Below are 24,219 nucleotides of genomic sequence, written 5' to 3'. Positions count from 1 at the left end.
AACTGTGGCGCATAGACTGGAGACATGAAGGTACTGCTCACAGGAGCTGACGGATTCATCGGATCGCACCTCGCGGAGCAGCTCGTCCGGGATGGACACGAAGTCCGAGCACTCGTCCTCTATAACTCTTTCGATTCGCGCGGTTGGCTCGACGGCATCGATCCCGAGGTCGCGGCTCAGATCGAGTTCCTTCCAGGCGACGTGCGGGACCCGGCGCTCATGATGTCGGCAGTCCGAGACCGCGACGCGGTGCTCCATCTGGCAGCGTTGATCGCGATTCCGTACTCCTACGCCGCTCCGGATCTGTACGTGCAGACGAACATCCAGGGCACGCTCAACCTGCTCAACGCCGCTCGTGCTGCGGACGTCCGCCGCTTCATCCACACCTCCACCAGCGAGGTGTATGGGACGGCGCGTTATGTGCCGATGGATGAGGGGCACCCACTCCAGGGCCAGTCGCCGTACTCCGCCTCGAAGATCGCCGCCGATCAGATGGTCAACTCGTATCATGCGTCATTCGGGCTCCCCACGGTGACGATTCGTCCCTTCAATACGTTTGGGCCGCGTCAGTCCGCCCGCGCTGTGATCCCGACGATCATCAGCCAGCTCGCTGCCGGGAAGCGGGAGATCCAGCTCGGCGCGATCACCCCCACACGCGATTTCACTTACGTTCCCGACACAGTGTCCGGGTTCACAGCCGCGCTCACGAGCAAGGCAGGGGTGGGCGAAGTCATCAACCTCGGCGTTGGGTTCGAAGTCTCGATCGGTCAGACGTTCGATCTCATCGCGGAAGCGATGGGCATCGACGCCACCGCGACCGAAGACCCGGCCCGATTGCGCCCCGCCAACTCCGAGGTAGAGCGACTGTACTCGGACAACACGAAGGCGCAGCAGGTTCTCGGCTGGAGCCCGCGGTACGACGGTGTCGACGGATTCCGCGAGGGTCTGCGCGCGACCGCCGAGTGGTTCACTGACCCGGCGAATCTGGCTCGTTACCGCACCGACGCCTACGTCGTATGAGTGACGCCAAGGACTTCGTCCGTACGATTCGTGGGGTGGTCGGCGAGGACTCGTTCGTCGGCCTGCATATCCCAGATATCACCGATGTCGAGAAGCAGAAGGTGCGGGAGTGCCTCGATTCCACCTTCGTGTCGAGCGTGGGAAGTTTCGTCGGAGAGTTCGAGCAATCAATCGCTGAGCTCACCGGTGCCGGATACGGTGTCGCCGTGTCCAACGGGACTTCAGCACTCCAGGTGGCCCTGGAACTTGCCGGAGTCGGAGCGGGCGACGACGTGATCGTGCCTACGCTGTCGTTCGTCGCCACTGCGAACGCGGTGTCGCACGTCGGTGCCCACCCGTATTTCGTGGACAGTGATGAGGAGACGCTCGGTCTCTCTGTCGAGGCTGTGGAAGCGGTGCTCGTCGCCGCGCGATCTACGTCGGACGGTCTCGTCAACAGCGTCACTGGACGTCGAATCGGCGCAATCGTCCCGATGCACACGCTTGGCCACCCGATGCGCATCGTCGAACTGGTCGCGCTTGCTGAGGCCTACGGAGTTCCAGTGGTCGAGGACGCCGCCGAGTCGCTCGGCAGCCGTGCCGGCACTTCACACACGGGAACATTCGGAACCCTCGGAATCCTCAGTTTCAACGGCAACAAGATCCTCACCACCGGTGGCGGGGGAATGATCCTCACGAGTGATGAGGAACTCGCGCGCCGCGCGCGGCATGTCACCACGACAGCCAAGCTGCCGCACCGGTGGGAGTTCGAGCATGATGAGGTGGCCTACAACTACCGAATGCCGAATCTCAACGCCGCACTCGGAGTTGCGCAGTTGGAACGACTTCCCGAGTTCCTTGCAGCCAAGCGACGGCTCGCCGATCGCTATCGGGATGCTTTTGAGGACTTGTCCGGGGTGCATTTTCTCTCCGAGCCGGACGGCACCGAAAGCAACTATTGGCTCTGTGCAGTGCGCGTGACCGGCGGAGTCGAAAGGCGCGATGAGCTGCTCGAGGCCACGAACGATGCGGGACTGCAATGTCGCCCGTTCTGGAATCTTCTCCATCGGCAGGCGCCATATCGCCATCTGCCGCATGCCCCCACTCCGGTGGCTGACGCTCTTCAAGCCAGCGTGGTGTGCATTCCGAGCTCGCCGGCCCTGGCGGCGGCATGAGGAAGATCGCTGTTCTCACCGGTACCCGCGCTGATTACGGTCTCCTGAGAGGGTTGCTGCAGGAGATCGAGGCGGACGAAGCGCTCGAGCTGCAACTCATCGTCACCGGCACACACCTCAGCGACGCTTTCGGGCGCACTGAGTCGGAGATTGAAGATGACGGACTCAGGGTCGCTGCATCCGTGCCGATCTGGTCAGCAGACGACAGCCGGTTGGGCGCGGCCGAAGATGTCGGCAGCGCACTGCCGCGTTACGCGCGTGTGCTGACCGACCTTGCGCCGGACATCCTCGTCGTCCTGGGTGACCGTCTCGAGGCATTCGCGGCGGCAACTGCCGCGACGGTCGTTTCGGTTCCGCTGGCGCACATCCACGGTGGAGAGCTCACCGAGGGCGCGATGGATGACGCGCTGCGCCACTCGATCACCAAGATGGCGTACCTCCATTTCACGTCGACCGAAGACCATCGTCGACGCGTGATCCAAATGGGGGAGCAGCCGGACCGGGTGTATTTTCACGGGGCACCGATCGTCGACGCGCTCAGCGCGCTTGAACTTCTTCCTCGGGAGGAGGTGGAGCGGCGCTTCGGCGTACGGCTTTCGCAGCCGACCGCGCTCGTGACGTTCCACCCTGCTGTGATGGACGTCGATGCTCCTGAGGTCGTGCTGGAGGAGCTCCTCGTCGCTCTCCTCGAGGTGGACGGACTGCATGTGGTCGTCACGGGATCGAACTCCGACATCGGCACCGCGGATGTCCGTCAGCGCATCGCGGCGTTCGTGGAGTCCAACACGGACCGTGTGGACTTCGTCGAATCATTCGGTCAACTCGGGTATCTGAGTGCCATGTCAGCGGCGACCGTCGTGGCCGGGAACTCATCCAGTACCGTGCTGGAGGCGCCAGTACTCGGTACTCCGTCCGTACTGGTCGGAGATCGGCAGAAGGGGCGGCCGCTCGCGTCCAGCGTCGCCACGCCGGACGCAAACCGCACTGCCATCGCGTCCGCCCTGAGAGATGCGATCCGGGGGGTGCAGGATCAGTCGGACATCGACATCTTTGGTCATCCCGGATTCGCTGCCCGCACTGCTGCGACGCTACGCGACGCGACGATTCCTACGCCGCCGCGCAAGAAATTCCACGACCTCGAGGAGGGATCGGGATCATGACCGAACACGTTTTCGTGATCGCTGAAGCCGGAGTGAACCACAACGGCTCCGTCACCACGGCAGAGGAGCTCGTAGACCTCGCGGCGTCTGCCGGTGCTGATGCGGTGAAGTTTCAGACGTTCTCGGCAGACAGCCTCGCGCTTGAGAGCGCCGAGCTGGCCGCCTACCAGCGCACGTCCGATGATGATCGTCGTTCGCAGCATGACCTGCTCCGCCAACTCGAGCTGAGCCATGCAGAATTCCGACGCCTTCGAGATCGCTGTGAGTCTCGCGGGATCGAGTTCCTCTCGACCGCATTCGACATCGCGGGCCTCGACTTCCTCGTCACAGAGCTGGGGATCCCCAAGGTCAAGATTGCATCCGGCGACCTGACCTTCGCGCCGCTTCTGGTCGCAGCCGGTCGGACCGGGCTGCCTGTCATCTTGTCCACTGGGATGGCTGAGATGGCCGAGATCGAGCGTGCGCTGCGCTTCATCGCTGCTGGGCTGTTGCAATCGCGGGGGCAGCTTGACGCCGTACGGCTCACGGATGACGTTCTGGAGAACGCATGGCAGCGCCGCAATGACGAAGTCGCGTTCGCGCAGCATGTCACGATCCTTCATTGCACGACCGAGTATCCCGCTGCCGACGAGCATCTGAACCTACGCGCGATGCAGACGATCGCCACGACCTTCGGGCATCAGGTCGGCTACTCCGACCATTCGCTCGGGTCGCTCGCGTCGGTGCTTGCCGTCGGGCTTGGTGCCACGGTCGTCGAGAAGCACTTCACCTTCGACGTGCGGGCGGAGGGCCCCGATCATGCGGCGTCCCTCGACCCCGATGGCTTGCGAGACTACGTCGCCGACCTCCGTCGCGTGCCGGTGATGCTGGGGTCAACCGAGAAGAGATGTCAGCCGGTGGAGGAAGGCAACCGTGCGGTTGTCCGACGTAGCCTGGTGGCGGCCACCGATATCAAAGAGGGTGCGATCATCGCTGACGTCGACGTCGCGTGCTTCCGCCCGGCAAGTGGGCGTACCTCGTTCGACTACTGGGATGTGGTGGGTGCGCCTGCGTCCCGTGACTACCGCCGTGGTGAGCTCATCGATGGCTGATCTCGTACTTCTCGGCGCAGGAGGGCACGCGCGTTCGGTGCTCGCGGCGCTCGCGATGTCAGGCAGAAGCGCGTACGGTTACCTCGCCCCCGAACCTTCGGCGCGACTCACTGGGCTTGCTCATCTTGGTGGTGATGAGTTTCTCGACGCACTCGACCCGCGCGAGGTCGACATCGTCAACGCCATGGGATCCGTCTCATCCACGGCGGCGCGCCGTCGACTGCACTTGGCAGCGACCTCACGAGGGTTCACTGTCGTAACGATCGTGCACCCGCGTGCATTCGTCGATCCTTCTGTGTCCGTGCCTGCCGGTGTGCAGGTGATGGCGGGCGCAGTCATCAACGCGGGTGCGCAGATCGGAACGGGTGCGCTGATCAATTCGGGCGCGATCGTCGAACACGACACGGTGATAGGCGAGCACGCCCATGTCGCTCCCGGCGCCCTCCTGGCCGGCGACGTCGTGATCGAGGCGAGCGCCCACATCGGAATGGGAGCAATGGTCCTCCAAGGACTGACGGTAGGGTCGGGGAGTGTCGTCGGCGCGGGCGCGGTCGTCACCCACTCGGTGCCCGCAGACGCCACCGTCGTGGGAGTACCCGCACGGCCGTTCCAGGAGTTGAGGGCGAGAGAGCATGATTGACAGAGACATTCTCGTCGTCGCGCCGGAGACGAGTATTCGCGCCGCACTCATGCAACTCGATCGCGGTGCTGTTCAGGTGGTCTTCGTCGAGGACGCTGACGGGCGGCTCGTGGGCGCTGTCAGCGATGGCGACATCCGGCGAGGATTGCTGGCGGGGAAATCTTTGGATGCGCGCGTGGATACAGTGATGAATCGCCACCCCGCTTCGGTTTCTCCGACAGCGAGCCAGGAGGATGTGGACGCTCTGAAGGCGATCCGCGGCATCCGCGTGGTCGCGGTCGTGGACGGCGACGGCCGAATGGTCGACGTGGTCGGCGAGCTGGCGCACATCGCCACCCCACTGAACACTCCTGTGGTGCTGATGGCCGGAGGACGGGGGCAGAGGCTCTATCCGATCACCAAGGACATCCCCAAGCCGCTTGTGCCCCTCGGTGACGTGCCGATGATCGATATCATTCTCGGCCGGCTGCACGATCAGGGGTTCCGTCGGATCCACGTGTCTGTGAATCACCTCGGTCACCTCATCGAGGAGCACCTCGGTGACGGGAGTTCGCGCGGCCTGGAGATCACGTACCTCCATGAGCCCGCACCGCTGGGTACAGCCGGTGCACTGGCGCAGCTTCTTGACGCGATAGCTGAACCCTTCGTGGTGATGAACTCGGATCTGCTCACAATGGTGGATCTTCGAAGAATGCTCGCATTCCACACAGAGGCCGCCGCGTCCGCGACCATCGGTGCACGGGAGTACGGATTCGAGATCCCCTACGGGGTGATCCGGCGGGAGGGTGACATCGTGACCGCACTCGCTGAGAAGCCGTATCACAGCGAGCTGGTGAGCGCGGGCATCTACGTCCTGGACCCGCGCGCGCTTGATCTGCTCGCGCCAGACGAGTACTGCGATATGCCGACCCTGCTGGCGCGGCTCATGGATGACGGCCGAAAAGTGGGGGCGTTCGAGATTCACGAGGAGTGGATCGACGTGGGACGCCCGGAGGATCTCGAGCGCGCTCGTCAGGCGTGGGAACGGAGTCGGCGATGAGGATCTGCACGATCACGGTGCGAGCCGGTTCGAAGGGTGTGCCGGGAAAGAACCTGCGGGTCGTCGCAGGCCGGCCGCTGTTCGGTCACTCGGTGGCGCAGGCCGTCGCAACCGGATTGTTCGATGAAGTCGTTGTATCGAGCGATTCTGAAGAGATCCTCTCGCTGGCCCCGGGCTTCGGCGCGACGGGGGTGGTGCGCCGTCCGCCGGAGATGGCGACTGATACCGCTGGCAAGGTTCCCGCGATCGCTCACGCTGTCAGGTCAACAGAAGCTCGTACGGGCGAACAATATGACGTATGCGTTGATCTCGATGCCACCAGCCCGTTGCGCACAGTTCAAGACATCCGCGAGGCTGTCGCGATGTTCGAGGGCCACGACGTCGAATCATTGATCACGGGGGTCGAGGCACGTCGTAATCCTTATTTCAATCTGGTCGAAGAACAGCCCGACGGAACAGTTGCTGTGAGCAAAACGCCCGGGGACGCGGTACTGCGCCGCCAGGACGCACCTCGCTGCTTCGATATGAATGGTTCGATCTACGTATGGCGACGCAGGGCTCTCATCGAAGATCAGGTCGTGTTCTTCCCATCGACGATCCTGTACGAGATGCCCGCCGAACGATCGACAGACGTCGACAGTGAGTTCGACTTTCGGATTGTTGAATGGCAGATGAACCAGCGGAGCGACCTATGAGTTTCGACGTGCAGGGTCTCGATGGAAGAACTTCGGCTGCCATGCGAGCGATCCTTGATCTCGAGGATGACGCGCCCGACGAGCTTCTCGAGGTCCTACCCGGAGGAACTGTGCCATTTTGGGCGCAGGTTCGTATCCAGATCTCGTGGGCGCTGTCAGCGGAGGAGAACGGCAGTGTCGAGGTCGCCAGGGTGAGCACCTGGAACCGATGGAGTGAAGCCAAGCGTGTCGCGCGCGGGTACCTGCCCAGTCGATGGGATGCCGTGCGCAGGGCGAGGCATCATGAACTGTGTTTCTACGTCGCGGGTGGCACTCTCGTGCGCGACGGAGCACGAGTTCGAAACTGGCTGGTCGATGACTTCGCCGACGCCTCCGAAGATGGGATTGTTGTGCAGCTGCGCCCGCTTCCGTCTTCGATGGGGCGACCGATGTTCCGACCCACGATGAGTATGGAAGCCTCGGTCGCGCGCTCTCGCTGGCGAGCTCGGGGAAAGGGCCCCGCGCCGGAGTTCACTCGTTCGGCCGATCGATTGCTTGCTGCGTTCGCGCGACGTCTGAACCAGCCGCCTGAGGCATTCGCAGCGATCGGCAAGCGAGCGGTCGTCAACGAGGCGCTTCGACCGTTCCTGCTTGAAGAACTTCAGCGAATGCTCGAACGAATGAAGCCGAAGATCGTCGTCTACGACAACGGCTCGTACACGTACAACGGCGAGTCCATCGGTTTGATGAAAGACCATGGCGCGTACGTTGTGGAACCGCAGCATGGCTGGATCGGACCGTCGCATGCCGCCTATAACTATGGTCGTATCTTCGCGGATCCGTCTCTGAGGCGCGCGCTTCCTGATGAGTTGCTGACCTTCGGGTCATATTGGTCAAACTCGATCCGGCATCCTGGGAAGACAACGGTCATCGGGAAGCCTCACCTGGAGCGGCAAGCGGCCTCCGTGCCGTCGATGCGACCCCGTCAGTTGCTCGTGGTCTCCTCGCGAACTGAACCACAACGGACAGACGCCTTCGTGGTCGGGCTTCGTGCGGCGGTTGGCTCAGAGTGGTCGGTCGTATTTCGCCCGCATCCTGGTGAGTTAGCTGAGACCGAGGAACGTTACCCCCTGCTCGCCGCCGACGCTGGCGTGCTCATCGACCGTGCCCCCGATGTCTACGAATCGCTCAAGCAGTCTGCGGTGGTGATCGGCGAGGCCAGCACTGTGCTCTTCGAAGCGCGCGCATTCGGATGCTGCGTCATCGCGCGGGACAGCAGCTTCGCTGAGAACGTCATCGGCGATGTATTCGGCGATCGCGTTCGCGATGTGGCGGAGACAGTGCGGCGGCTGGAGCGGCTCCGCGGTGACGAGACCGTCGCCGCGTCAGCGGATCCGACCATCTGGGCGCCCGGGTCAGTCGATTCATTCTCGAACTGGCTGAGCCAGCGACTCGGGGTGGAGGCCTTGAGATGATGAATGCTGCGGCGCTGTCTTCCGATCAGCTGACGCTCGTGCTCCCTGCCATAGAATGTGGATGTTCCCGCGGTGGCTTCGGTCACTGCGCACCGAATGAGTGGGCCCGTGGCTGATACCCGAGATCTTTTCAACGACGTCCCGCGTTCCGATTTCGACACTCCCGGCAAAAGCCATGGGATGGTCGATGTCGTGCGCTGGCGGTACTTGCTGACGCTCCTGGTGCGCACCGGGGTGACGACGCGTTACCGAAACTCCGTGCTTGGCTGGACCTGGTCTTACGTGCGCCCCGCAGCCCAGTTCCTCGTGTTCTGGGTCGTGCTCGGGATATTCATGAATCTCGACCGCGAGGTGCCGAACTATGCGGTCTATCTTTTTTCCGGCATTGTCGTGGTCAACCTCTTTTCCGAGGGTTTCAAAAACGCGACGACATCGATCGTCGGCAACGCGCCGTTGGTGCGGAAAGTCTTCCTCCCAAGGCAGTTGTTCGCGGTGTCGGCGGTGATTGTCTCCTTCGTGCATTTCCTACCGCAGGTGGGATTGCTGTTGCTCGTCTGCCTTTTCATGGGGTGGATTCTGCATATCTCGATCGCTGCCGTGCTGGCGATCTTCGCCGCTATGGTGATCGTCTTGATCTTCTCACTCGGCCTGGGCCTGTTCTTCGGTGCGATCAACGTGCGCTATCGCGACGCTGAGAACATCGTGGAACTGTTCTTGCTTCTCGCGACGTGGACTTCGCCAGTGCTCTACTCCTGGACGATGGTGCAAGAAGCGGTGGTCGACAAGCTGCACCTGCCGAGCTGGATTGTCGAGATCTACATGCTCAACCCGCTCACGCAGGGTGTCGAGCTGTTTCACTATGCGTTCTGGCGACCTGCCACCGAGGGGATGGTCGCGGCCGCTGGTTACGACGGATACCAGATGATGGCTATTCCGCCCGGACTCGCGTGGAACACCCTGTGGACGTTCCTCATCGCGCTGGTCGTTCTGCTGCTGGGTCAGCTGGTATTCCGTCGCCTTGAAGGAAGATTCGCACAAGACCTATGAACGAGCAGACGAGCACCAGACCGAGCATCATCATCGACGGCGTGAAGAAACGCTTCACGTTGAATCATGCCTTCTCGCTGAAGGACACGGTGGTGTCATGGATCAAGCGCCGCAAGCTCACGAGCGAATTTGAAGCTCTGAAGGGTGTCGACCTCATCATCGGGGAGGGAGAATCCGTTGCCATTCTGGGACTGAACGGCTCGGGAAAATCAACTCTACTCAAGCTTATTTCCGGTGTCATGGAGCCGGATATTGGCCAGGTTCTCACTCGCGGCCGAGTCGCCGGTCTAATCGAGGTTGGTGCTGGATTCCACCCTGAACTGACCGGTCGTGAGAACGTCTTTCTGAACGCTGCCATTCTCGGCATGAAGAAACACGAAATCGAGGCGCGCTACGACGAGATCGTCGCCTTCAGCGAAATCGAGCAGTTTATCGACCAAGAGGTCAAGCACTACTCCTCCGGAATGTTCATGCGTCTCGCTTTCTCTGTGGCGATCCACGTCGAACTCGACGTGCTGCTCGTCGATGAGATCCTCTCCGTAGGGGATGCCCCGTTCCGTGAGAAGTGCCGTCTCAAGTTCGAGGAGCTCATTGACCAGGGCAAGACTCTTGTGGTCGTGACGCATGACATGGAGATGGTTCGCGAGCTCTCCGTCAGGGGAGTGGTGATCAACAAGGGCAAAGTCATCTACGACGGCGAGATTGAAGGCGCGATCGCATTGGTGGATAAGTGATCCTCGACTGGCTGATGCAGGCGCCGGTGCTGTTGCTGGCGTTGTTCGTTACATTCGTCCCCGGTTCTCTTGCGCTCGCTTCGGTAGGACTGCGCGGTCTTCCTCTCGTGGCCGCGGCGCCTTTGTTCAGCGTTTCGACGACAGCGCTCATCGCGCTTGCTTGCGGTGCCGTTGGTATCGCCTGGTCGCCCCTGACATGGGGAATCGGGACTCTCATCCTGGTCGCGATCACATGGGTGCTCAGCCGACTGCTGGGGTATCAGCTTCCGGCAGCGGCATCGGCGGAGCGACGGTGGATACTCCCCACAGCGCTGTTGATCGGCATTCTGATCGGCATCTGGCGACTCGCCAGTTATATTTCTGAACCGACAGGTATCTCGCAGACGAACGACGCCGTGTTCCATATGAACGCTGTGCGTTACATTCTCGAGACCGCGGATGCATCGTCCTTGCATGTGAATGCGGTCATCGGCGGGCACAGCTTCTATCCGGCCGCCTGGCACGGCGTCGTGTCCCTGATCGTCCTGGTCACTGGTACGAGCATTCCGATTGCGGCCAATATCTTCACGCTGGTCGTCGGTGCCTTCATCTGGCCGCTCGGCATCGCGTGGCTCACGCGCGTGGTGACGAGCAGTGATGCTGTCGCGTGCTACGCGGCGATACTTTCGAGCGCGTTGCAAACCTTCCCCTTGCTCATGTTTCAGTGGGGAGTGTTGTTTCCAAACGCTCTCTCCATCGCGCTGGTGCCTAGTGCTGTCGCATTGGTCCTGTCGCTGCCGGGATGGGCCGGTGCCTCATGGACATGGCGCGTCGGTGTGCGCGATGGCCTGCTGATCCTTGTGGCGATGGCCGCGTTGCTTCTCGCCCAGCCGGCAGCGTTTCTGCCGTGGGCTGCGATCAGCGCGGTCTGGCTGACGTTCTGGCTTTTCGAGCGAACTGCGGCATTCGGACGTGCTCGCGTGATCACGATGGTCGTCGCCACTTGGCTGGCGTTGATCGCGGTGTGGCTGTATCTCGCACGCTCGACTAGTGGATCGCATTGGCCACCGTTCCGCGGCAAACTCGAGGTCTTCCTGGACGTGATCCTCAACGGTCAGGTTCTCGTCCCATTCGCGTTCGGAGTCAGCGCGTTGATGATCATCGGCCTCGTCGTCGCCATCCGTCAACGGCGGCTGCGCTGGTTTGCGTTGGCATGGCTCGGTGTCTCTGCTTTGTATCTGATGGTGGCCGCGATCGGCGCTCCGCTGGTGCGCAACGGCATTCTCGGGGCGTGGTATGCGGATCCCTATCGAATCGCATCCTTGGCGCCGATCGTTGCGATTCCGTTGGCAGCTATCGGAGCGGATGCGATAGTGCGCTCCGTAGCTCGTTGGGCACGACGATCCGTGGACGATGGCCCAACAGTTGCTATGTCACTAGCAGCGGTCACCGTCTTCATGGTTCTGCTCGTATTCATTCGGCCAGTCGCCATGCCCGCAGTGATCGAGGGGTCCTTCGATCGTGAGTCGCGATATGTCGCTGCCGCTGATGCCTACTTGAACCCGGACGAGCGCGCCCTCCTCGAATCGTTGGACGAGCTGGTTGCGGCGGATGCGCGAGTCCTCGGGAATCCGTCCACGGGGACAGGATTCGGGTATTTCTTGAGTGGCATCGACGTTTACCCACGTACGTGGTCACCGCCGAAGACCGAACCATGGAACGTTCTGTCGGCGGACCTTCGCGATGCGGCGACCCAGCCGGAGGTATGCGAGGCGCTCGCTATTTACGGCGATGCCGACTACGTACTTGACTTCGGCCTTGGCGAAAAGGGCCCGGGACGATACACGATGCCCGGTATGACTGGTTTCGCCGGACAAGATGGTTTCGAGCTAGTTGCCGAAGAAGGTGACGTATCGCTCTGGCGGATCACGGCGTGCGCTCAGTAGCGGCGCACGCGTCGTCGGTAAGATCACAGACGATGCGTCCAGTTGATCAGTCCGTTCTCGTCGTCATACCGGCGCTGAACGAAGAGGATTCCGTCGCGGACGTTGTCCGTGACGTGCGCGCCGCTGTGCCTTCTGCGCGGTGTGTCGTGATCGACGACGGATCACGAGATCGCACCGGGCAACGTGCCGTAGAGGCGGGAGCCCAAGTGTTGCGGCTTCCATACAACCTCGGCGTCGGCGGTGCCATGAGGACCGGATTCCGGTTCGCCAAAGAGAATGGTTTCGGCATCGTGGTCCAGGTCGATGCCGACGGACAACACGACCCCGCAGCGATTCGTCAGTTGCTGGACGGGCTGGCAGATGCCGATCTCGTGATCGGTGCGCGTTTCGCTGGTGTCGGTGACTACGGTGTGCGTGGTCCTCGACGGTGGGCGATGCGCGTGCTTGCCTGGGCATTGAGCAGAGTTGCAAGGACGCAGCTCACCGACGTTACCAGCGGCTTCAAAGCAGCGGGCCCGCGCGCTATCACTCTGTTCGCGGACAATTTTCCGGCGGAGTATCTCGGCGACACCGTCGAGGCTTTGGTCATCGGAGCGCGCGCCGGACTCCGGATCCGGCAGTCGCCAGTGGCCATGCGTGTGCGCCAAGGCGGCGCGCCATCGCACCACCCGCTGAAAGCGGCCGTGTATCTGGTCCGTGCATGCTTGGCATTCTCGCTTGCGATGCTCCGTCCGCGGACTCCGCTGGAGGCCGAATGCTGACTCCGATCACCTATTCGTTCGGTATCGTCGCAGCTGTCCTGGCACTCGTGGCGATCATAGAATTGATGCGAAGAGGGACGCTTCGTGAACGCCATGCGGTCTGGTGGTTCATCGGCGGTATCTTGGCCCTCGTTATTGCTGTCTTCCCTCAGACACTGGCGTGGGCGGCCAGCCTCGTGGGCATCGCGGTACCCGTCAACCTGGTGTTCTTCGTTGCGATCGGGCTGTTGTTTCTCGTCAGCCTGCAGTACGGAGCAGAACTCACTCGTATCGAGGAGAAGATGCGTGCGCTGGCGGAACGTGCAGCCTTCCATGAGCACCGCATCGAAGAGCTGGAGCAACTGGTGCACACCAACTTGGCGACACCCGACGACCCGAACAACGGGGGAGAGGAATGAGTCGTCCGACGCGGGTGCTGATTGCGTCACGACTTTTTCCGCCGGAAGTCAGTGCGGGGGCTTTCCGCCTGGGCGCGCTCGCGAAGTCGCTCGTGCGTCATCGCGCTGCCGTGCGCATCCTCACCACGACACCGCCGGTTCATGCTCCGAGGGCGCCAGACGCGCGAGCGGTCGATGTGCGTCGCTGGCCGGTGCTGCGTGATGCTGGCGACAATGTGCGTGGTTATGTGCAGTACGCCAGCTACGATGCGCCATTGCTGCTCCGATTGATTCCGACGCGCTATGACGTGGTCGTGGCTGAGTCGCCGCCGACCACGGGCCTCGTGGTCGGCGTTGTCTCCTGGTTGAAGCGTCGCCCAGTCGTGTACTACGCGGGCGATGTATGGACGGACGGCGTGATCTCGATGGGCGCGCCGCACGCCGTGGTGTCGATCATGCGTTTCATGGAGCGTGCGGTGTTGCGGCATGCAGCGGCGATCATCTCGGTCTCTGATGAGGTCACTGAGCGCCTCGTAGCTCTTGACGCTGATCCGTTGAAGATCACCACAGTGGGAAACGGGATCGACACGGATGTCTTTTCGCCCGATGTCACCCCTGCTTCCGAAGGGCGCTACTTCGTATACACCGGAACCATGTCGGAATGGCAGCAACCGGAGGTGTTCGTGCGCGCATTCGCGCAGATAGCGGCGGACGAACCGGACGTGCAGCTGCGATTCTTCGGGCAAGGTTCTGTGGAAGCTGAGCTCCGTCGTATCGCTGAGGATCTGGTGCCAGGCCGGGTCACGTTCGGGGGAGTGATCAGCCCCGCCGAATCCGCATCGTGGATCCGCGGCGCAGTTGCCTCACTCGTGAGTATCGTTCCCGGCATCGGCTACGACTTTGCCAAGCCGACGAAGACCTATGCGGCTGCCGCCACGGGCACCCCGGTACTGTTTGCGGGCCCGGAGCCTGGAGCAAATCTGGTGCGGGACGCAGATCTTGGGCGCACAGTCGACTTTACGTCGGACGATGTTGCCGAGGGCATGCGGTCACTGCTGGCGGATGCAGCCGATGGCACTCGCGACCGGCTCCGCCCCAAACGCGCGCAGTGGGCGCACGACAATGTCTCGTTGGCCGCCGTAGCGGACCGCGTGACGGCGGCGATCTCTCAGGTGCTGCCAGCGGGGGCGAGTAAGCTTGGACCCATTGCCGAGAGCACTCCGGCGAATCCGGAAAGGCCGATTTCTTGACTTCGAACTCCTCAGTGCGCATCGTCGATTCCGCGGATGTGTCGCCTCAGGCCTCCATCGGGGATGGCTCCTCGATCTGGCACCTGGCCCAGGTGCGGGAGGGCGCGCAGCTCGGCGAGAACTGCATCGTTGGCCGCGGCGCTTATGTCGGGACAGGCGTCATCATGGGCGACAACTGCAAGGTGCAGAACTATGCGCTCGTATACGAGCCGGCGAAGCTCGCAGACGGTGTATTCATCGGCCCGGCTGTTGTGCTAACCAATGACACATATCCGCGGGCGATCAACGAGGATGGCTCGCAGAAGAGCGCGCACGACTGGGAGCCTGTCGGCGTGACGATCGAACGAGGGGCGGCAATCGGCGCACGAGCTACGTGTGTCGCGCCCGTCACCATCGGCGCATGGGCGACTGTCGCGGCTGGCGCTGTCGTGGTGAAGGACGTCCCTGCTTTTGCGTTGGTCGCCGGCGTTCCGGCACGGCGCATCGGCTGGGTGGGTGAATCCGGTGTGCCTCTGACCGCCGGAGACGTCGATGGGGTGTGGGTGTGTCCGAGCAGCGGCGCACGCTACACAGAAACCAACGGAATACTGACCAAGGAGACCGTGTGAGCGATTTCATTCCCCCCGCAAAGCCGATCATCGGAGATGAAGAGCGCGCGGCTGTTGATCGTGTGATGCGAAGCGGTATGGTCGCGCAGGGACCGGAGGTTGCTGCCTTCGAGCAAGAGTTCTCAGAGCACTTCGTGCCAGGGCGGCCCTCGGTCGCGGTGAATTCCGGCACCGCCGGCCTGCACCTCGGATTACTGGCGGCAGGTGTCGGCGCCGGCGATGAGGTCATCGTGCCTTCGTTCACGTTCGCGGCAACGGGCAACTCGGTCGCACTTGCCGGTGCGACGCCGGTGTTCGTGGACATTGAACCCGAGACGTTCTCTCTCGATCCAGAGGCTGTCGCGGCGGCAATCACGCCTAAGACCAAGGGCATCCTGCCCGTGCACCTTTACGGTCACCCCGCGCGGATGCGCGAGCTGGCAGCTCTCGCGGCGGCCCGCGGTGTCGCGCTGTACGAGGACGCAGCCCAGGCGCACGGCGCCGCTCTCGACGGTCGTCCGGTCGGCTCGTTCGGTGAGTTCGCGATGTTCAGTCTGTACCCGACGAAGAACATGACCAGCGGTGAGGGCGGGATGGTGACGACGGCGACAGATGAGATCGCTCGTCGCGTGAGGCTGCTGCGTAACCAGGGTATGGAGCGTCAGTACGAGAATGAGGTCGTCGGCTTCAACGCTCGGATGACTGACATTCACGCCGCTATCGGCCGCGTGCAGCTGACCAAGGTCGATGCGTGGACCGTGAAGCGTCAGCAGAACGCTGCTTTCCTTGATGCCAACCTGCGGGGGGTAGTCGTTCCGCCCGTCGCCGAGGGCGCCGTGCACGTCTACCACCAATACACGATCCGTGTGCCTGAGGACCGCGACGGATTCGTCGCTGCCCTCAAGAGCGAGCACAACGTCGGAGCGGGCGTCTACTACCCGATTCCAAATCATCGTCTGCCGTCGCTCGCTCGCTATGCGCCGGGGCTGGACCTTCCTGAGACAGAGCGTGCAGCCCGCGAAGTGGCCTCGCTTCCCGTGCACCCGTCTCTCAGCCAGGACGACCTCGATCGCATCGTCACCGCAGTCAACGCTGTCACGAAGGCGGGCGCGTGATGACGTTGCGCGCTGGTCTCCTTGGAGTGGGAATGATGGGCCGTCACCACGCACGTGTGCTGCGTGAACTCGATGGCGTTGACCTTGTCGCTATAGCTGATCCTGGTGGCGACCCACACGGTGTTGCGGGCGACCTGGAGATCCTTCCCGACATCGAGGCGCTTATCGCCGCAGGCATCGACACCGCTGTGGTCGCGGTGCCGACCCGTTTCCATGAAGACGCCGCTTTGAAGCTGGCGGCGGCGGGCGTGCATACTCTCGTGGAGAAGCCGATCGCGCACAGCGTCGAGGCCGGACAGCGGATGGTCGACGCATTCCGGCAGGCCGGTCTCGTCGGTGCGGTCGGGCATATCGAGCGTTTCAACCCTGCACTGCAAGAAGCACGGCGCCGCATCGAGGCGGGCGAACTAGGCGCCATCTACCAGGTTGCCACCCGCAGGCAGGGAACCTTCCCCTCGCGCATCGCTGACGTGGGTGTTGCAAAAGACCTCGCGTCGCACGACGTCGACCTCACGGCGTGGGTCGTGCAGAGCGACTACGAGCGCGTTTTCGCACAGACGGCGTTCAAGAGCGGGCGCGAGTACGAAGACATGATCACGATCACCGGGCGCACCAAGTCAGGCGTGATCGTGAACAACATCGTCAACTGGCTGAGTCCGATGAAAGAGCGGGTCACTGTCGTCACGGGCGAGAAGGGCGCGTTCGTCGCCGACACAGCCACTGGCGACCTGACCTTCTACGCGAACGGAACCATCGCACTCGAGTGGGATTCCGTGTCCGCGTTCCGAGGCGTGTCCGAGGGAGATGTTACGCGATACGCAATCGCCAAGCGTGAGCCGTTGCGCGTCGAGCACGAGGCGTTCCGCGATGCCGTGCTCGGTGAGCAGACGGACGTCGTCACCATGGAGCAGGGGCAGCGGACCCTCACCGTTGTCGAAGCTGCACTGGAGTCCGCGCGGGACGGCGCGTCCGTCACGCTCTGATCCTATGAACCTAATCGTTCGCACACTTCGACGGCTGATGCCGTTTCTGCCCGCATCCGGGCGGCGGTTCCTGCTTGTCTATGCACTGATCTCGTCCGTACTGTCGCTCATCGATATCGTCGCTCTGATGCTGATGGCACTCACACTCGCGGCCAGCGTCACCGGAAATGACGTCAACCTTCCGGTACTTGGCGTCCTCGCCGCGGATCAGATCCTCTGGGTCATCTTGATACTCGCTGCGATCGTCATCCTCAAGTCCGCGGCGAATGTATGGCTGCAGTGGATCGCGACGCGTCGCTTTGCATCTTACGAACTTGAAGTAGGGCAGGAGTTGTTCGGAGCGTATATCCGTGCTTCTTGGACCGACCGGCTATCGCGTAACAGTGCGCAGATCGTCGCAATGTCTGACAGTGGTATCGCGCATGTCGTTGCGGGCTTCCTCCTGCCAGTCACGACTCTTCCGGGACTTCTGGTCACTTGCGTCGGAGTCGTAGGGGTTCTCGTTGTAACTCAACCCGTAACGGCTCTTGTGACGATCGTCTACCTAGGCGGGATAGCGCTGCTGCAGTACTTCGTGCTGAGCGGCAAGACACGCCAAGCGGCCCGCGTCGCGCGGAACTCGGCTCTGCGAGTCGCTGCGCTCATTTCGGGTATGGTGGCGTCTCTCAAAGAGATCACGCTCCGTGATAAGGCTGACGAGGTCAGCGAAGTCATCAGACGAAACCGAAGGCAGACCGCCCAAGCGCGGGCGAACTCCAGCTTCCTAGCGGCAGTGCCGCGTTTCATCTTTGATGCAGCCATCATCGGTGGTTTCGTCATCGTCGGCGGAGCCGCGATGCTGAGTTCTGGTGGCGATATGAGCAGCACGATCTCGGCGGTCGCCATGTTCGGCATAGCCGGATTCCGACTGGTGCCATCGTTGACCGGTTTCCAATCGGTGATCACGCGGACAGTCACGGCGGCCCCCTATGTCGACCTCGTGATCAGCGATATCGAGGCGTCTAAGAAATTCCTTGCCGACCGAGAAGTGCTGGGTAAGAAGCCGCTCCCGGGAGAACCCAGTCTTCTGGAGCTGGACGAGGTAGCGTTCACCTTCCCTGGTAGTGATGTGCCCGCCGTGCATGGGATGAATCTCAGAATCCCGATGGGATCGACGGTCGGGATCGCGGGCTCATCCGGAGCGGGTAAGTCCACGTTGGTCGATCTGCTTCTCGGCCTACTGACGCCGACCAGCGGTGCAATTCGTATCGATGGACTTCCCGTTGAAGAGGTGATGGGGGCCTGGCGCAGCCACGTCGGCTACGTTCCCCAGGAAGTCACCCTCTTCGACGGCACGATCGCACAGAACATAGCGCTGACTTGGGGCGATGACGTTGATCTTGCCAGGGTCGAAGAGGCCGCACGTCGGGCGCAGCTCTGGCAACTGATCGAGCAACGAGCGGACGGGTTGAACGCTCGTGTCGGCGAACGGGGCCTCTCGCTCTCTGGCGGACAGCGTCAACGGTTGGGTATTGCTCGGGCGCTGTACAGCAACCCCGTCGTGCTGGTCCTCGACGAGGCCACGAGCGCCCTCGACACGAAGACCGAAGCAGACGTCGCAGCGGCAATCCGCGAGCTTCGTGGGGATGTCACAGTGATCGCGGTAGCTCACCGCTTGAGCACGATCAAAGATTCAGACGTGATCCTGTTCATGCAGGACGGGACAACTGCCGCACATGGGACGTTCGAAGAAGTCGTGAACGCGAGTCCTGAGTTCGCCGCGCAAGCGAGGCTTGCGGGGCTCGCATGATAGGGACATGATGTCTGCGAGACAACGCCTGATCCAGTCCGCTCGGAGCGCTCTGGGCATCGTTCCAGACCGATTGCTTGGGCGCGTCCTCCCTGGAAGCTTGGGGTGGAATCCCGACGCGATGGTGGTCGCTCACGCGCCCGCGGGATTAGTCCGACTCTTCGTTGGCCCCGTCAACTCTGCAGGGCAGGGGTATCGCTGGGCGCGCGCGGCTGAAGATCATCTCAGCGGCGTTGGGGCCGTCAACCTGATGACCACTAATGCGCAAACGGCACGTTTTGGTTTCCCCACGAACGTCGGCATTCCCGAGAGTGGCTACGTGTTCGCGCACGGATGGCAACGACGCCAACACGCTGCGATCGTCGAAGGATTCACTCACGTGCTTCTGGAATCCGGTAGGTACCTCTACGGCTCGATTCCGGGCCGTAGCCCGCTCGATATTGTCAAAAGTACTGTGGCGGAGGGGCTCTCGGTGGCTCTGCTCTGGCATGGAACGGACATACGCATACCGAGCGAGCACGCGCGTTGGGAGATTGACTCGCCGTTCGGGGAAAACGGTCAGTATCCGCGTGATTCGACGAAGATCCTCGAGACTAACGCTCGGGAACGGCTTCGGACGATCACTGAGACGGAACTACCGGTATTCGTCTCAACGCCGGGATTGCTTTCAGTGCCGCGCGCACAGTGGTTGCCTGTGGTCGTCGATGCCGACGCCTGGCAAACAGATGAAGTACCGTTGCGCTCAGAGCGACCAGTCGTGGCGTACGTGCCCAGTAATTCGCCGATGAAGGGTGATAGGAGCGTCGACCAGCAGCTCGAAGATCTGCAATCCGAGGGTCTAATTACCTACCGGAGGCTGGAGGGCCTTGCGTCCTCGCAGATGCTGGAAGCCTACAAGCACGCCGACATCGTCCTCGACCAGTTTCGACTGGGCGATTACGGTGTCGCCGCGTGCGAAGCGATGGCTGCCGGTCGCGTTGTCGTAGGACACGTGCACGACGAGGTGCGTGAACGAGTACGCACACTCACCGGGCGCGAACTCCCTGTGGTGGAGTCCCGCTATGGGGGCGTCGGTGACACGATCCGACGGCTTATCGCGGAGCCGTCCGGTGCGCAGCGTAAGGCCGCCGAGGGGCCGCAGTTCGTTCGATCGGTTCACGATGGCACAGCCTCGGCGCGCGCGCTGGCAGGATTCCTCGGTGTACCGGCGCCGATTTCAGGTTCTGACAAAGGAGCACCACTGTGACCCGTCCGCGCATCCTGTGCATTTCGTTCTCGGACATCACAGCTGACTCCCGAGTTCTTCGTCAACTTGATGTGCTTGCCGAGTTCGGAGATGTCACCACGCTCGCGTACGGTCCGAAGGCGCCAGCCGCACTCGATCACCTCGCGGTCCCGCGGAGCCTCCCGTCACTTCCGCAGACTCCTGTCGGAGTCCTTAAGCTCGTTTTGCGTCGTTACCGCGCAGTGAAGCTCGAAGCGCCGGCAATGAAAGCCGCGCTCGCGGCTGTATCCGGAAGATCCTTTGACATAGTGGTGGCCAATGAGGCACGCGCGCTCCCACTTGCTTTCAAAATAGAGGGTGATCCACATATCTGGTGCGACCTCCACGAATGGGCGCCCGAGGAGAGGACGCATGTCTCTTCGTGGCGCTTGCTGGTGGCTCCTTTTATGCGCTGGATATGTGAGGTGTACCTACCCAGAGTCGAGGTCTCGACCACGATTAATGACTCGATCGCGGCGATGTACACGGAAGCATTCGGAGTTGAGCCGGCGATCGTGCGAAATGCGATTGCTTACCGACGCGATCTGAAACCGGTTCAGACCGACCCTGAGATAGTTCGTCTCGCACACAGCGGGGGAGCGGTTCCCGGCCGCAACATCGAGGCGATCGTGGAGGCTGTGGAGCTCCTAGGGGATGGGTACACGCTCGATCTATATCTCATACCTTCTCGTGAGGGCGATTCGTATTGGCGAGGATTGATGCGTCAGATCGAAGCGAGCCCTCGAACGACTTTGCATCCGCCAGTCGCGCCGCACGAACTCCCTGACGTGCTGAACGCTTACGACCTGGGGGTTTTTGTCTTGCCTCCGTTGACGCCGAACCATCGGCACATGCTTCCCAATAAGTTCTTTGACTTCGTACAGGCCAGACTGGGACTGGTGTTTGGCCCGTCCGTTGAGACGGATCGCCTCATCGCACACCATCAGTTGGGCGTAGTCACAGAGGGGTACACAGCCGCAGACATCGCCGCGGCGATACGGGCAATCGGCGTAGATGACATCACCCGGTTCAAGAAGAACGCGGACGCGGCGGCATATGAACTGTCGTCGGCGAGAGACCTAGAGACCGAACGACAGATTCTCGCCCAGCTATCCGCGTGCTAGCGGGTGGTGCGAACTCGATAGCCTCCGCGGACAGTTCGACTTTCGGCGCGCGGTGAACTCGTACCGAGCTTGTTTCGGATGTCAATTGCTGGCGCTGCGCATGGAAGCGAGCACGGCCGCGCCGGGGGCAAGACCGTACACGGCTCGGCTGTAGGGCGATGCCCAACGATTCAGCGCGGTCCACGCTGCGAGTATCGAATCGCGCTCCAAACCAATGATCACGTCTGATGTCTCGGCAGCACTGCGGAAAGCCATGCTCCGACTTGCGACTCGTGCGAAACGGTGTCCGCCGTCGAGCGGACTGAGTCGTTTCGCATTGCGCCCGATGACAGAGCTGTTGAGCGCTCGTGCCAGCTGGCCGCTCGACGGTGCGGCCTTCGGTCCGAGACGGATCTCCTGAGTGGCACCGGAAGCGTCCGTGGACGTTGCAAAGACAACGACGGTCTGGTCCTGACGGTTATCCTCGCCGAGGGCGAGGGCTGCGAGAGCTTCTGCGAAAGCACCGCTGGGGGCGAGAAGGAGAATCCTCATACTGTCTGTCCCTCGCCCTGTTCATTGATTTGAGCACGCAACCCGCTGATACGTGGCGCCAACTGGGCGTGGCGAGAGAATCGAGTAGCGAAAGTCCGTGCTGCTTCGCGCTCGGTCTCTGTCTGAGCTGCGGCATCTTCTGCGGTTGCCACGAAAGCATCTGCGATCGCATCCGGAGTCATTTCATCTGCCCCATGCCACCCCGGATACTGTGAGAGCGTCCGGCTGGTCTCGTTGATCGGATCATGCACGGAAACGATAGGGAGACCAGTTGACGCGTATTCATAAACCTTGCCGCCGGTGATGTAGCGACCAGCGCCGAATGTCAGAACGAGCGCATCGAACGTTGCATAAGTTGCGGCAATATCTGCCCGTCCTACGGGTCCGAGGTAGCGGATGCCGTTTTCCTCGAAGCGCGACATCGCAGTAACCATGTTCTCGCCGGGGACACCGAGATGGTTGAGATATCCATGTATGTCCATGCGAGCGCCACGAACGAGCGACGACCGTTCGCGCGCTAGTGCCCAGCCATCGACCAATTCTGCCATCGGGATCGCGGCGGAGATTGTGCCGATATAACCGAAGACCAGCGAAGGGCGGTCCCGATCGGATAATGGCGGGAGTGCGAGTGGTTGATCGTAGCCATTCTCGACAACGAGAAGTCGATCCGCGTACTCGGGGTACTGCTCTGCATGCCAATCACGGATCGGTTGGTTGACGAACCATACCTCTGTCGCGTTGCGCATCAGCGCATGTTCCCACTTCCCAGCTTTGCTCTGCCGATCTACGATGCGGCGACCAGAGTAGATGTCCAATGACCAGGCATCGCGGTGATCCATGACGTACGGGACATTGTGCTCGTCGTGCAGAACATGCCCAGGAATGAAATCGACGTTCGGATTCGCTGTCCCGATGGTCAGACTCACCGGCGTTTGGGCATGGATCTTGCGGGCTGCGTCTTCCAAGATCGGGCGCCACCCTCCATAATTGCGTTCTGGGAACGCCTTCTGTCCGCGTCGGGCATGAAACCCGTTCCACAATTCCGGAGCCAGCGCCCGGAGCAGTGACCAATCGCGAAGGTCATTCACGAACGCTCCGGATCGAAACGGAACGCGAACGATGCGAATCGACGGGTGAATCTTCGCTTCCAGGCTTAGGTCGACGCCCGTGGACATCTCGAAGATCTCACGCGGAACTGTGAGTACGGTCACCCGCCAGCCGGCCTCAGCGAAAGCATTGGCAGTAGCCCAGGCGCGATAGACGCCGCTGCCGCGCGAAGGCGGGTAGCCCCAGGCGACGTAGAGCAGATGCGGCTGATCGTCACCGTTAGCGTTCGAACTCGGAACCTCGATATTCACCCCTCGATCGTACCCGGACGGTCTTCGAGCCTCCCGCGGGTAGACTTCTCAGCGTGAAGATCGCCAGTGTCGTGGGCGCTCGCCCCCAGTTCGTCAAACTAGCTCCCATCCACAAGGCGGCTCTGGCTGCTGGCGTCGAGCACATCATCGTGCACACCGGCCAGCACTACGACCCCATGCTCTCGGATGTGTTCTTCGACGGCCTCGGAATCGGTGCGCCTGCTGTTCACCTCGGAGTGGGTAGCGGTTCGCACGGCGTGCAGACAGGTGCCATGCTTGCGGCGCTGGATGCGGTCTTCGATGAGCACCGACCAGATTGGGTGCTGGTGTACGGGGACACCAATTCCACAATCGCAGCCGCGCTCAGCGCAGTGAAGATGCAGATCCCGGTCGCCCATCTTGAAGCGGGCTTACGCAGTTTCAACCGTCGGATGCCCGAGGAACACAACCGCGTGATGACGGATCACGCTGCCGACCTACTGCTCGCTCCCACGCAGGTGGCCGTTGACCATCTTGCTTCCGAAGGGCTCGCCGAGCGCACCGTTTTGGTCGGCGACGTGATGACAGATGTTCTGTTCGAGGTGCGCGACGAGATCGCGGGCAAGCCCTCAGCGCTCATGGAAGAGCTTGGCCTGAAGGCCCGCGAGTTTTATGTGGCGACGATCCACCGCGCTGAGAACACGGACGAACCCATCCGGCTAGCAGAGGTCGCAGAAGGGCTGGCCGGGCTTGATAAACCGGTGGTGCTCCTCGCACACCCGCGTGTCGTCGCAAAGGCAGCGGCTCACGGTGTGCAGTTGACGCAGGGCTCACTCGTCTCGCATGCACCGCTGGCATATGCGGAATTGATCGCGGCTGCGCTCCAGTCCGCCGGCATCGTGACCGATTCCGGTGGACTGCAGAAGGAAGCTTTCCTCATGGGCATCCCTTGCACAACGGTGCGGGCTGAAACCGAGTGGGTCGAGACGGTCGATCTCGGCTGGAACGTACTCGCCAATACTGCTGAGGAGATCGCCGCCGGAGCGAGTCGGCCTCGTCCTGAGCCCACTGTCGCCGCCCCATACGGGGATGGGCATGCGGCTGAGCGCGTCATCGAGACCCTGCTCAACGTCGCCAAATAG

Annotated in this window: 23 protein-coding genes; 21 read left to right on the top strand and 2 right to left on the bottom strand. The window is 62.1% G+C overall.

Annotated elements, in window-relative coordinates:
• The first annotated feature begins 24 nt into the window (after nt 1-24).
• The 20 genes from J1M43_RS10955 (at nt 25) to J1M43_RS10860 (ending at nt 21,209) form a co-directional block, all read left to right on the top strand.
• Nucleotides 25-1,020 (top strand): GDP-mannose 4,6-dehydratase, encoded by a 996-nt coding sequence (locus tag J1M43_RS10955; RefSeq protein WP_206476687.1) that lies wholly within the window; start codon nt 25-27, stop codon nt 1,018-1,020.
• Nucleotides 1,017-2,174, top strand: coding sequence for a LegC family aminotransferase (locus J1M43_RS10950; RefSeq protein WP_206476686.1), 1,158 nt, complete (start codon nt 1,017-1,019; stop codon nt 2,172-2,174). Before J1M43_RS10955 ends, J1M43_RS10950 begins: the two co-directional genes overlap by 4 nt.
• On the top strand, nt 2,171-3,334 hold the full coding sequence (gene neuC / locus J1M43_RS10945) for a UDP-N-acetylglucosamine 2-epimerase (protein ID WP_206476685.1): 1,164 nt from the start codon (nt 2,171-2,173) through the stop codon (nt 3,332-3,334). Before J1M43_RS10950 ends, neuC begins: the two co-directional genes overlap by 4 nt.
• On the top strand, nt 3,331-4,425 hold the full coding sequence (neuB, locus tag J1M43_RS10940) for an N-acetylneuraminate synthase (RefSeq protein ID WP_206476684.1): 1,095 nt from the start codon (nt 3,331-3,333) through the stop codon (nt 4,423-4,425). Before neuC ends, neuB begins: the two co-directional genes overlap by 4 nt.
• Nucleotides 4,418-5,065 (top strand): acetyltransferase, encoded by a 648-nt coding sequence (locus J1M43_RS10935; protein WP_206476683.1) that lies wholly within the window; start codon nt 4,418-4,420, stop codon nt 5,063-5,065. The genes neuB and J1M43_RS10935 overlap by 8 nt, the downstream gene beginning before the upstream one ends.
• Complete coding sequence (locus J1M43_RS10930; RefSeq protein ID WP_206476682.1) at nt 5,058-6,104, top strand: nucleotidyltransferase family protein; 1,047 nt, start codon at nt 5,058-5,060, stop codon at nt 6,102-6,104. The genes J1M43_RS10935 and J1M43_RS10930 overlap by 8 nt, the downstream gene beginning before the upstream one ends.
• Nucleotides 6,101-6,799: a cytidylyltransferase domain-containing protein gene (locus J1M43_RS10925; RefSeq protein ID WP_206476681.1), complete on the top strand. Its 699-nt coding sequence runs from the start codon at nt 6,101-6,103 to the stop codon at nt 6,797-6,799. The genes J1M43_RS10930 and J1M43_RS10925 overlap by 4 nt, the downstream gene beginning before the upstream one ends.
• Before the next feature lie 659 nt (nt 6,800-7,458).
• Nucleotides 7,459-8,253 (top strand): hypothetical protein, encoded by a 795-nt coding sequence (locus tag J1M43_RS10920; protein WP_206476680.1) that lies wholly within the window; start codon nt 7,459-7,461, stop codon nt 8,251-8,253.
• A 180-nt stretch (nt 8,254-8,433) separates the two neighbouring features.
• Nucleotides 8,434-9,300 (top strand): ABC transporter permease, encoded by an 867-nt coding sequence (locus J1M43_RS10915; RefSeq protein WP_241245417.1) that lies wholly within the window; start codon nt 8,434-8,436, stop codon nt 9,298-9,300.
• Entirely contained in the window at nt 9,297-10,034 is a 738-nt protein-coding gene (locus J1M43_RS10910; protein ID WP_206476679.1) for an ABC transporter ATP-binding protein, read from the top strand. The genes J1M43_RS10915 and J1M43_RS10910 overlap by 4 nt, the downstream gene beginning before the upstream one ends.
• Nucleotides 10,031-11,959 (top strand): DUF6541 family protein, encoded by a 1,929-nt coding sequence (locus tag J1M43_RS10905; RefSeq protein WP_206476678.1) that lies wholly within the window; start codon nt 10,031-10,033, stop codon nt 11,957-11,959. Before J1M43_RS10910 ends, J1M43_RS10905 begins: the two co-directional genes overlap by 4 nt.
• Before the next feature lie 32 nt (nt 11,960-11,991).
• Nucleotides 11,992-12,720 carry a glycosyltransferase family 2 protein gene (locus tag J1M43_RS10900; RefSeq protein ID WP_206476677.1) on the top strand — a complete coding sequence of 243 codons (729 nt, stop codon included), beginning with the start codon at nt 11,992-11,994 and terminating at the stop codon, nt 12,718-12,720.
• On the top strand, nt 12,714-13,118 hold the full coding sequence (locus J1M43_RS10895; RefSeq protein ID WP_206476676.1) for a DUF2304 domain-containing protein: 405 nt from the start codon (nt 12,714-12,716) through the stop codon (nt 13,116-13,118). The genes J1M43_RS10900 and J1M43_RS10895 overlap by 7 nt, the downstream gene beginning before the upstream one ends.
• Nucleotides 13,115-14,347, top strand: coding sequence for a glycosyltransferase family 4 protein (locus tag J1M43_RS10890; RefSeq protein ID WP_206476675.1), 1,233 nt, complete (start codon nt 13,115-13,117; stop codon nt 14,345-14,347). Before J1M43_RS10895 ends, J1M43_RS10890 begins: the two co-directional genes overlap by 4 nt.
• 14 nt (nt 14,348-14,361) lie before the next feature.
• Nucleotides 14,362-14,955: an acyltransferase gene (locus J1M43_RS10885; RefSeq protein WP_206476674.1), complete on the top strand. Its 594-nt coding sequence runs from the start codon at nt 14,362-14,364 to the stop codon at nt 14,953-14,955.
• Entirely contained in the window at nt 14,952-16,049 is a 1,098-nt protein-coding gene (locus tag J1M43_RS10880; RefSeq protein WP_206476673.1) for a DegT/DnrJ/EryC1/StrS aminotransferase family protein, read from the top strand. Before J1M43_RS10885 ends, J1M43_RS10880 begins: the two co-directional genes overlap by 4 nt.
• On the top strand, nt 16,046-17,032 hold the full coding sequence (locus J1M43_RS10875; protein ID WP_206476672.1) for a Gfo/Idh/MocA family protein: 987 nt from the start codon (nt 16,046-16,048) through the stop codon (nt 17,030-17,032). Before J1M43_RS10880 ends, J1M43_RS10875 begins: the two co-directional genes overlap by 4 nt.
• Nucleotides 17,033-17,036: 4 nt before the next feature.
• Nucleotides 17,037-18,821, top strand: coding sequence for an ABC transporter ATP-binding protein (locus tag J1M43_RS10870; protein ID WP_206476671.1), 1,785 nt, complete (start codon nt 17,037-17,039; stop codon nt 18,819-18,821).
• Nucleotides 18,822-18,942: 121 nt separating this feature from the next.
• The gene (locus tag J1M43_RS10865) at nt 18,943-20,067 is read left to right on the top strand and encodes a glycosyltransferase (protein ID WP_206476670.1); all 1,125 of its coding nucleotides are present in this window, start codon (nt 18,943-18,945) and stop codon (nt 20,065-20,067) included.
• Nucleotides 20,064-21,209 carry a hypothetical protein gene (locus tag J1M43_RS10860; RefSeq protein WP_206476669.1) on the top strand — a complete coding sequence of 382 codons (1,146 nt, stop codon included), beginning with the start codon at nt 20,064-20,066 and terminating at the stop codon, nt 21,207-21,209. The genes J1M43_RS10865 and J1M43_RS10860 overlap by 4 nt, the downstream gene beginning before the upstream one ends.
• Before the next feature lie 81 nt (nt 21,210-21,290).
• Here the strand turns inward: J1M43_RS10860 and J1M43_RS10855 are convergent, their stop codons facing one another.
• Nucleotides 21,291-21,740: a hypothetical protein gene (locus J1M43_RS10855; RefSeq protein ID WP_206476668.1), complete on the bottom strand. Its 450-nt coding sequence runs from the start codon at nt 21,738-21,740 to the stop codon at nt 21,291-21,293.
• Entirely contained in the window at nt 21,737-23,098 is a 1,362-nt protein-coding gene (locus tag J1M43_RS10850; RefSeq protein WP_307823405.1) for a glycosyl transferase, read from the bottom strand. The genes J1M43_RS10855 and J1M43_RS10850 overlap by 4 nt, the downstream gene beginning before the upstream one ends.
• Nucleotides 23,099-23,151: 53 nt before the next feature.
• Between J1M43_RS10850 and wecB the strand changes: the two genes are divergently transcribed.
• Nucleotides 23,152-24,219, top strand: coding sequence for a non-hydrolyzing UDP-N-acetylglucosamine 2-epimerase (gene wecB, locus J1M43_RS10845; protein WP_206476667.1), 1,068 nt, complete (start codon nt 23,152-23,154; stop codon nt 24,217-24,219).

The sequence above is a fragment of the Microbacterium sp. KRD172 genome, assembly GCF_017168295.1.
In the GTDB taxonomy this organism is placed as follows: Bacteria; Actinomycetota; Actinomycetes; order Actinomycetales; family Microbacteriaceae; genus Microbacterium; species Microbacterium profundi.
Note: the sequence above shows the minus strand (reverse complement) of the source record. Positions and strands in the feature narration are given on the sequence as shown.

Coding starts and splice junctions, on each gene's coding strand:
- J1M43_RS10955 (WP_206476687.1), top strand. CDS start 25: ATGAAGGTACTGCTCACAGGAGCTGACGGATTCATCGGATCGCACCTC.
- J1M43_RS10950 (WP_206476686.1), top strand. CDS start 1,017: ATGAGTGACGCCAAGGACTTCGTCCGTACGATTCGTGGGGTGGTCGGC.
- neuC (WP_206476685.1), top strand. CDS start 2,171: ATGAGGAAGATCGCTGTTCTCACCGGTACCCGCGCTGATTACGGTCTC.
- neuB (WP_206476684.1), top strand. CDS start 3,331: ATGACCGAACACGTTTTCGTGATCGCTGAAGCCGGAGTGAACCACAAC.
- J1M43_RS10935 (WP_206476683.1), top strand. CDS start 4,418: ATGGCTGATCTCGTACTTCTCGGCGCAGGAGGGCACGCGCGTTCGGTG.
- J1M43_RS10930 (WP_206476682.1), top strand. CDS start 5,058: ATGATTGACAGAGACATTCTCGTCGTCGCGCCGGAGACGAGTATTCGC.
- J1M43_RS10925 (WP_206476681.1), top strand. CDS start 6,101: ATGAGGATCTGCACGATCACGGTGCGAGCCGGTTCGAAGGGTGTGCCG.
- J1M43_RS10920 (WP_206476680.1), top strand. CDS start 7,459: ATGAAGCCGAAGATCGTCGTCTACGACAACGGCTCGTACACGTACAAC.
- J1M43_RS10915 (WP_241245417.1), top strand. CDS start 8,434: ATGGTCGATGTCGTGCGCTGGCGGTACTTGCTGACGCTCCTGGTGCGC.
- J1M43_RS10910 (WP_206476679.1), top strand. CDS start 9,297: ATGAACGAGCAGACGAGCACCAGACCGAGCATCATCATCGACGGCGTG.
- J1M43_RS10900 (WP_206476677.1), top strand. CDS start 11,992: ATGCGTCCAGTTGATCAGTCCGTTCTCGTCGTCATACCGGCGCTGAAC.
- J1M43_RS10895 (WP_206476676.1), top strand. CDS start 12,714: ATGCTGACTCCGATCACCTATTCGTTCGGTATCGTCGCAGCTGTCCTG.
- J1M43_RS10890 (WP_206476675.1), top strand. CDS start 13,115: ATGAGTCGTCCGACGCGGGTGCTGATTGCGTCACGACTTTTTCCGCCG.
- J1M43_RS10870 (WP_206476671.1), top strand. CDS start 17,037: ATGAACCTAATCGTTCGCACACTTCGACGGCTGATGCCGTTTCTGCCC.
- J1M43_RS10865 (WP_206476670.1), top strand. CDS start 18,943: ATGGTGGTCGCTCACGCGCCCGCGGGATTAGTCCGACTCTTCGTTGGC.
- J1M43_RS10855 (WP_206476668.1), bottom strand. CDS start 21,740: ATGAGGATTCTCCTTCTCGCCCCCAGCGGTGCTTTCGCAGAAGCTCTC.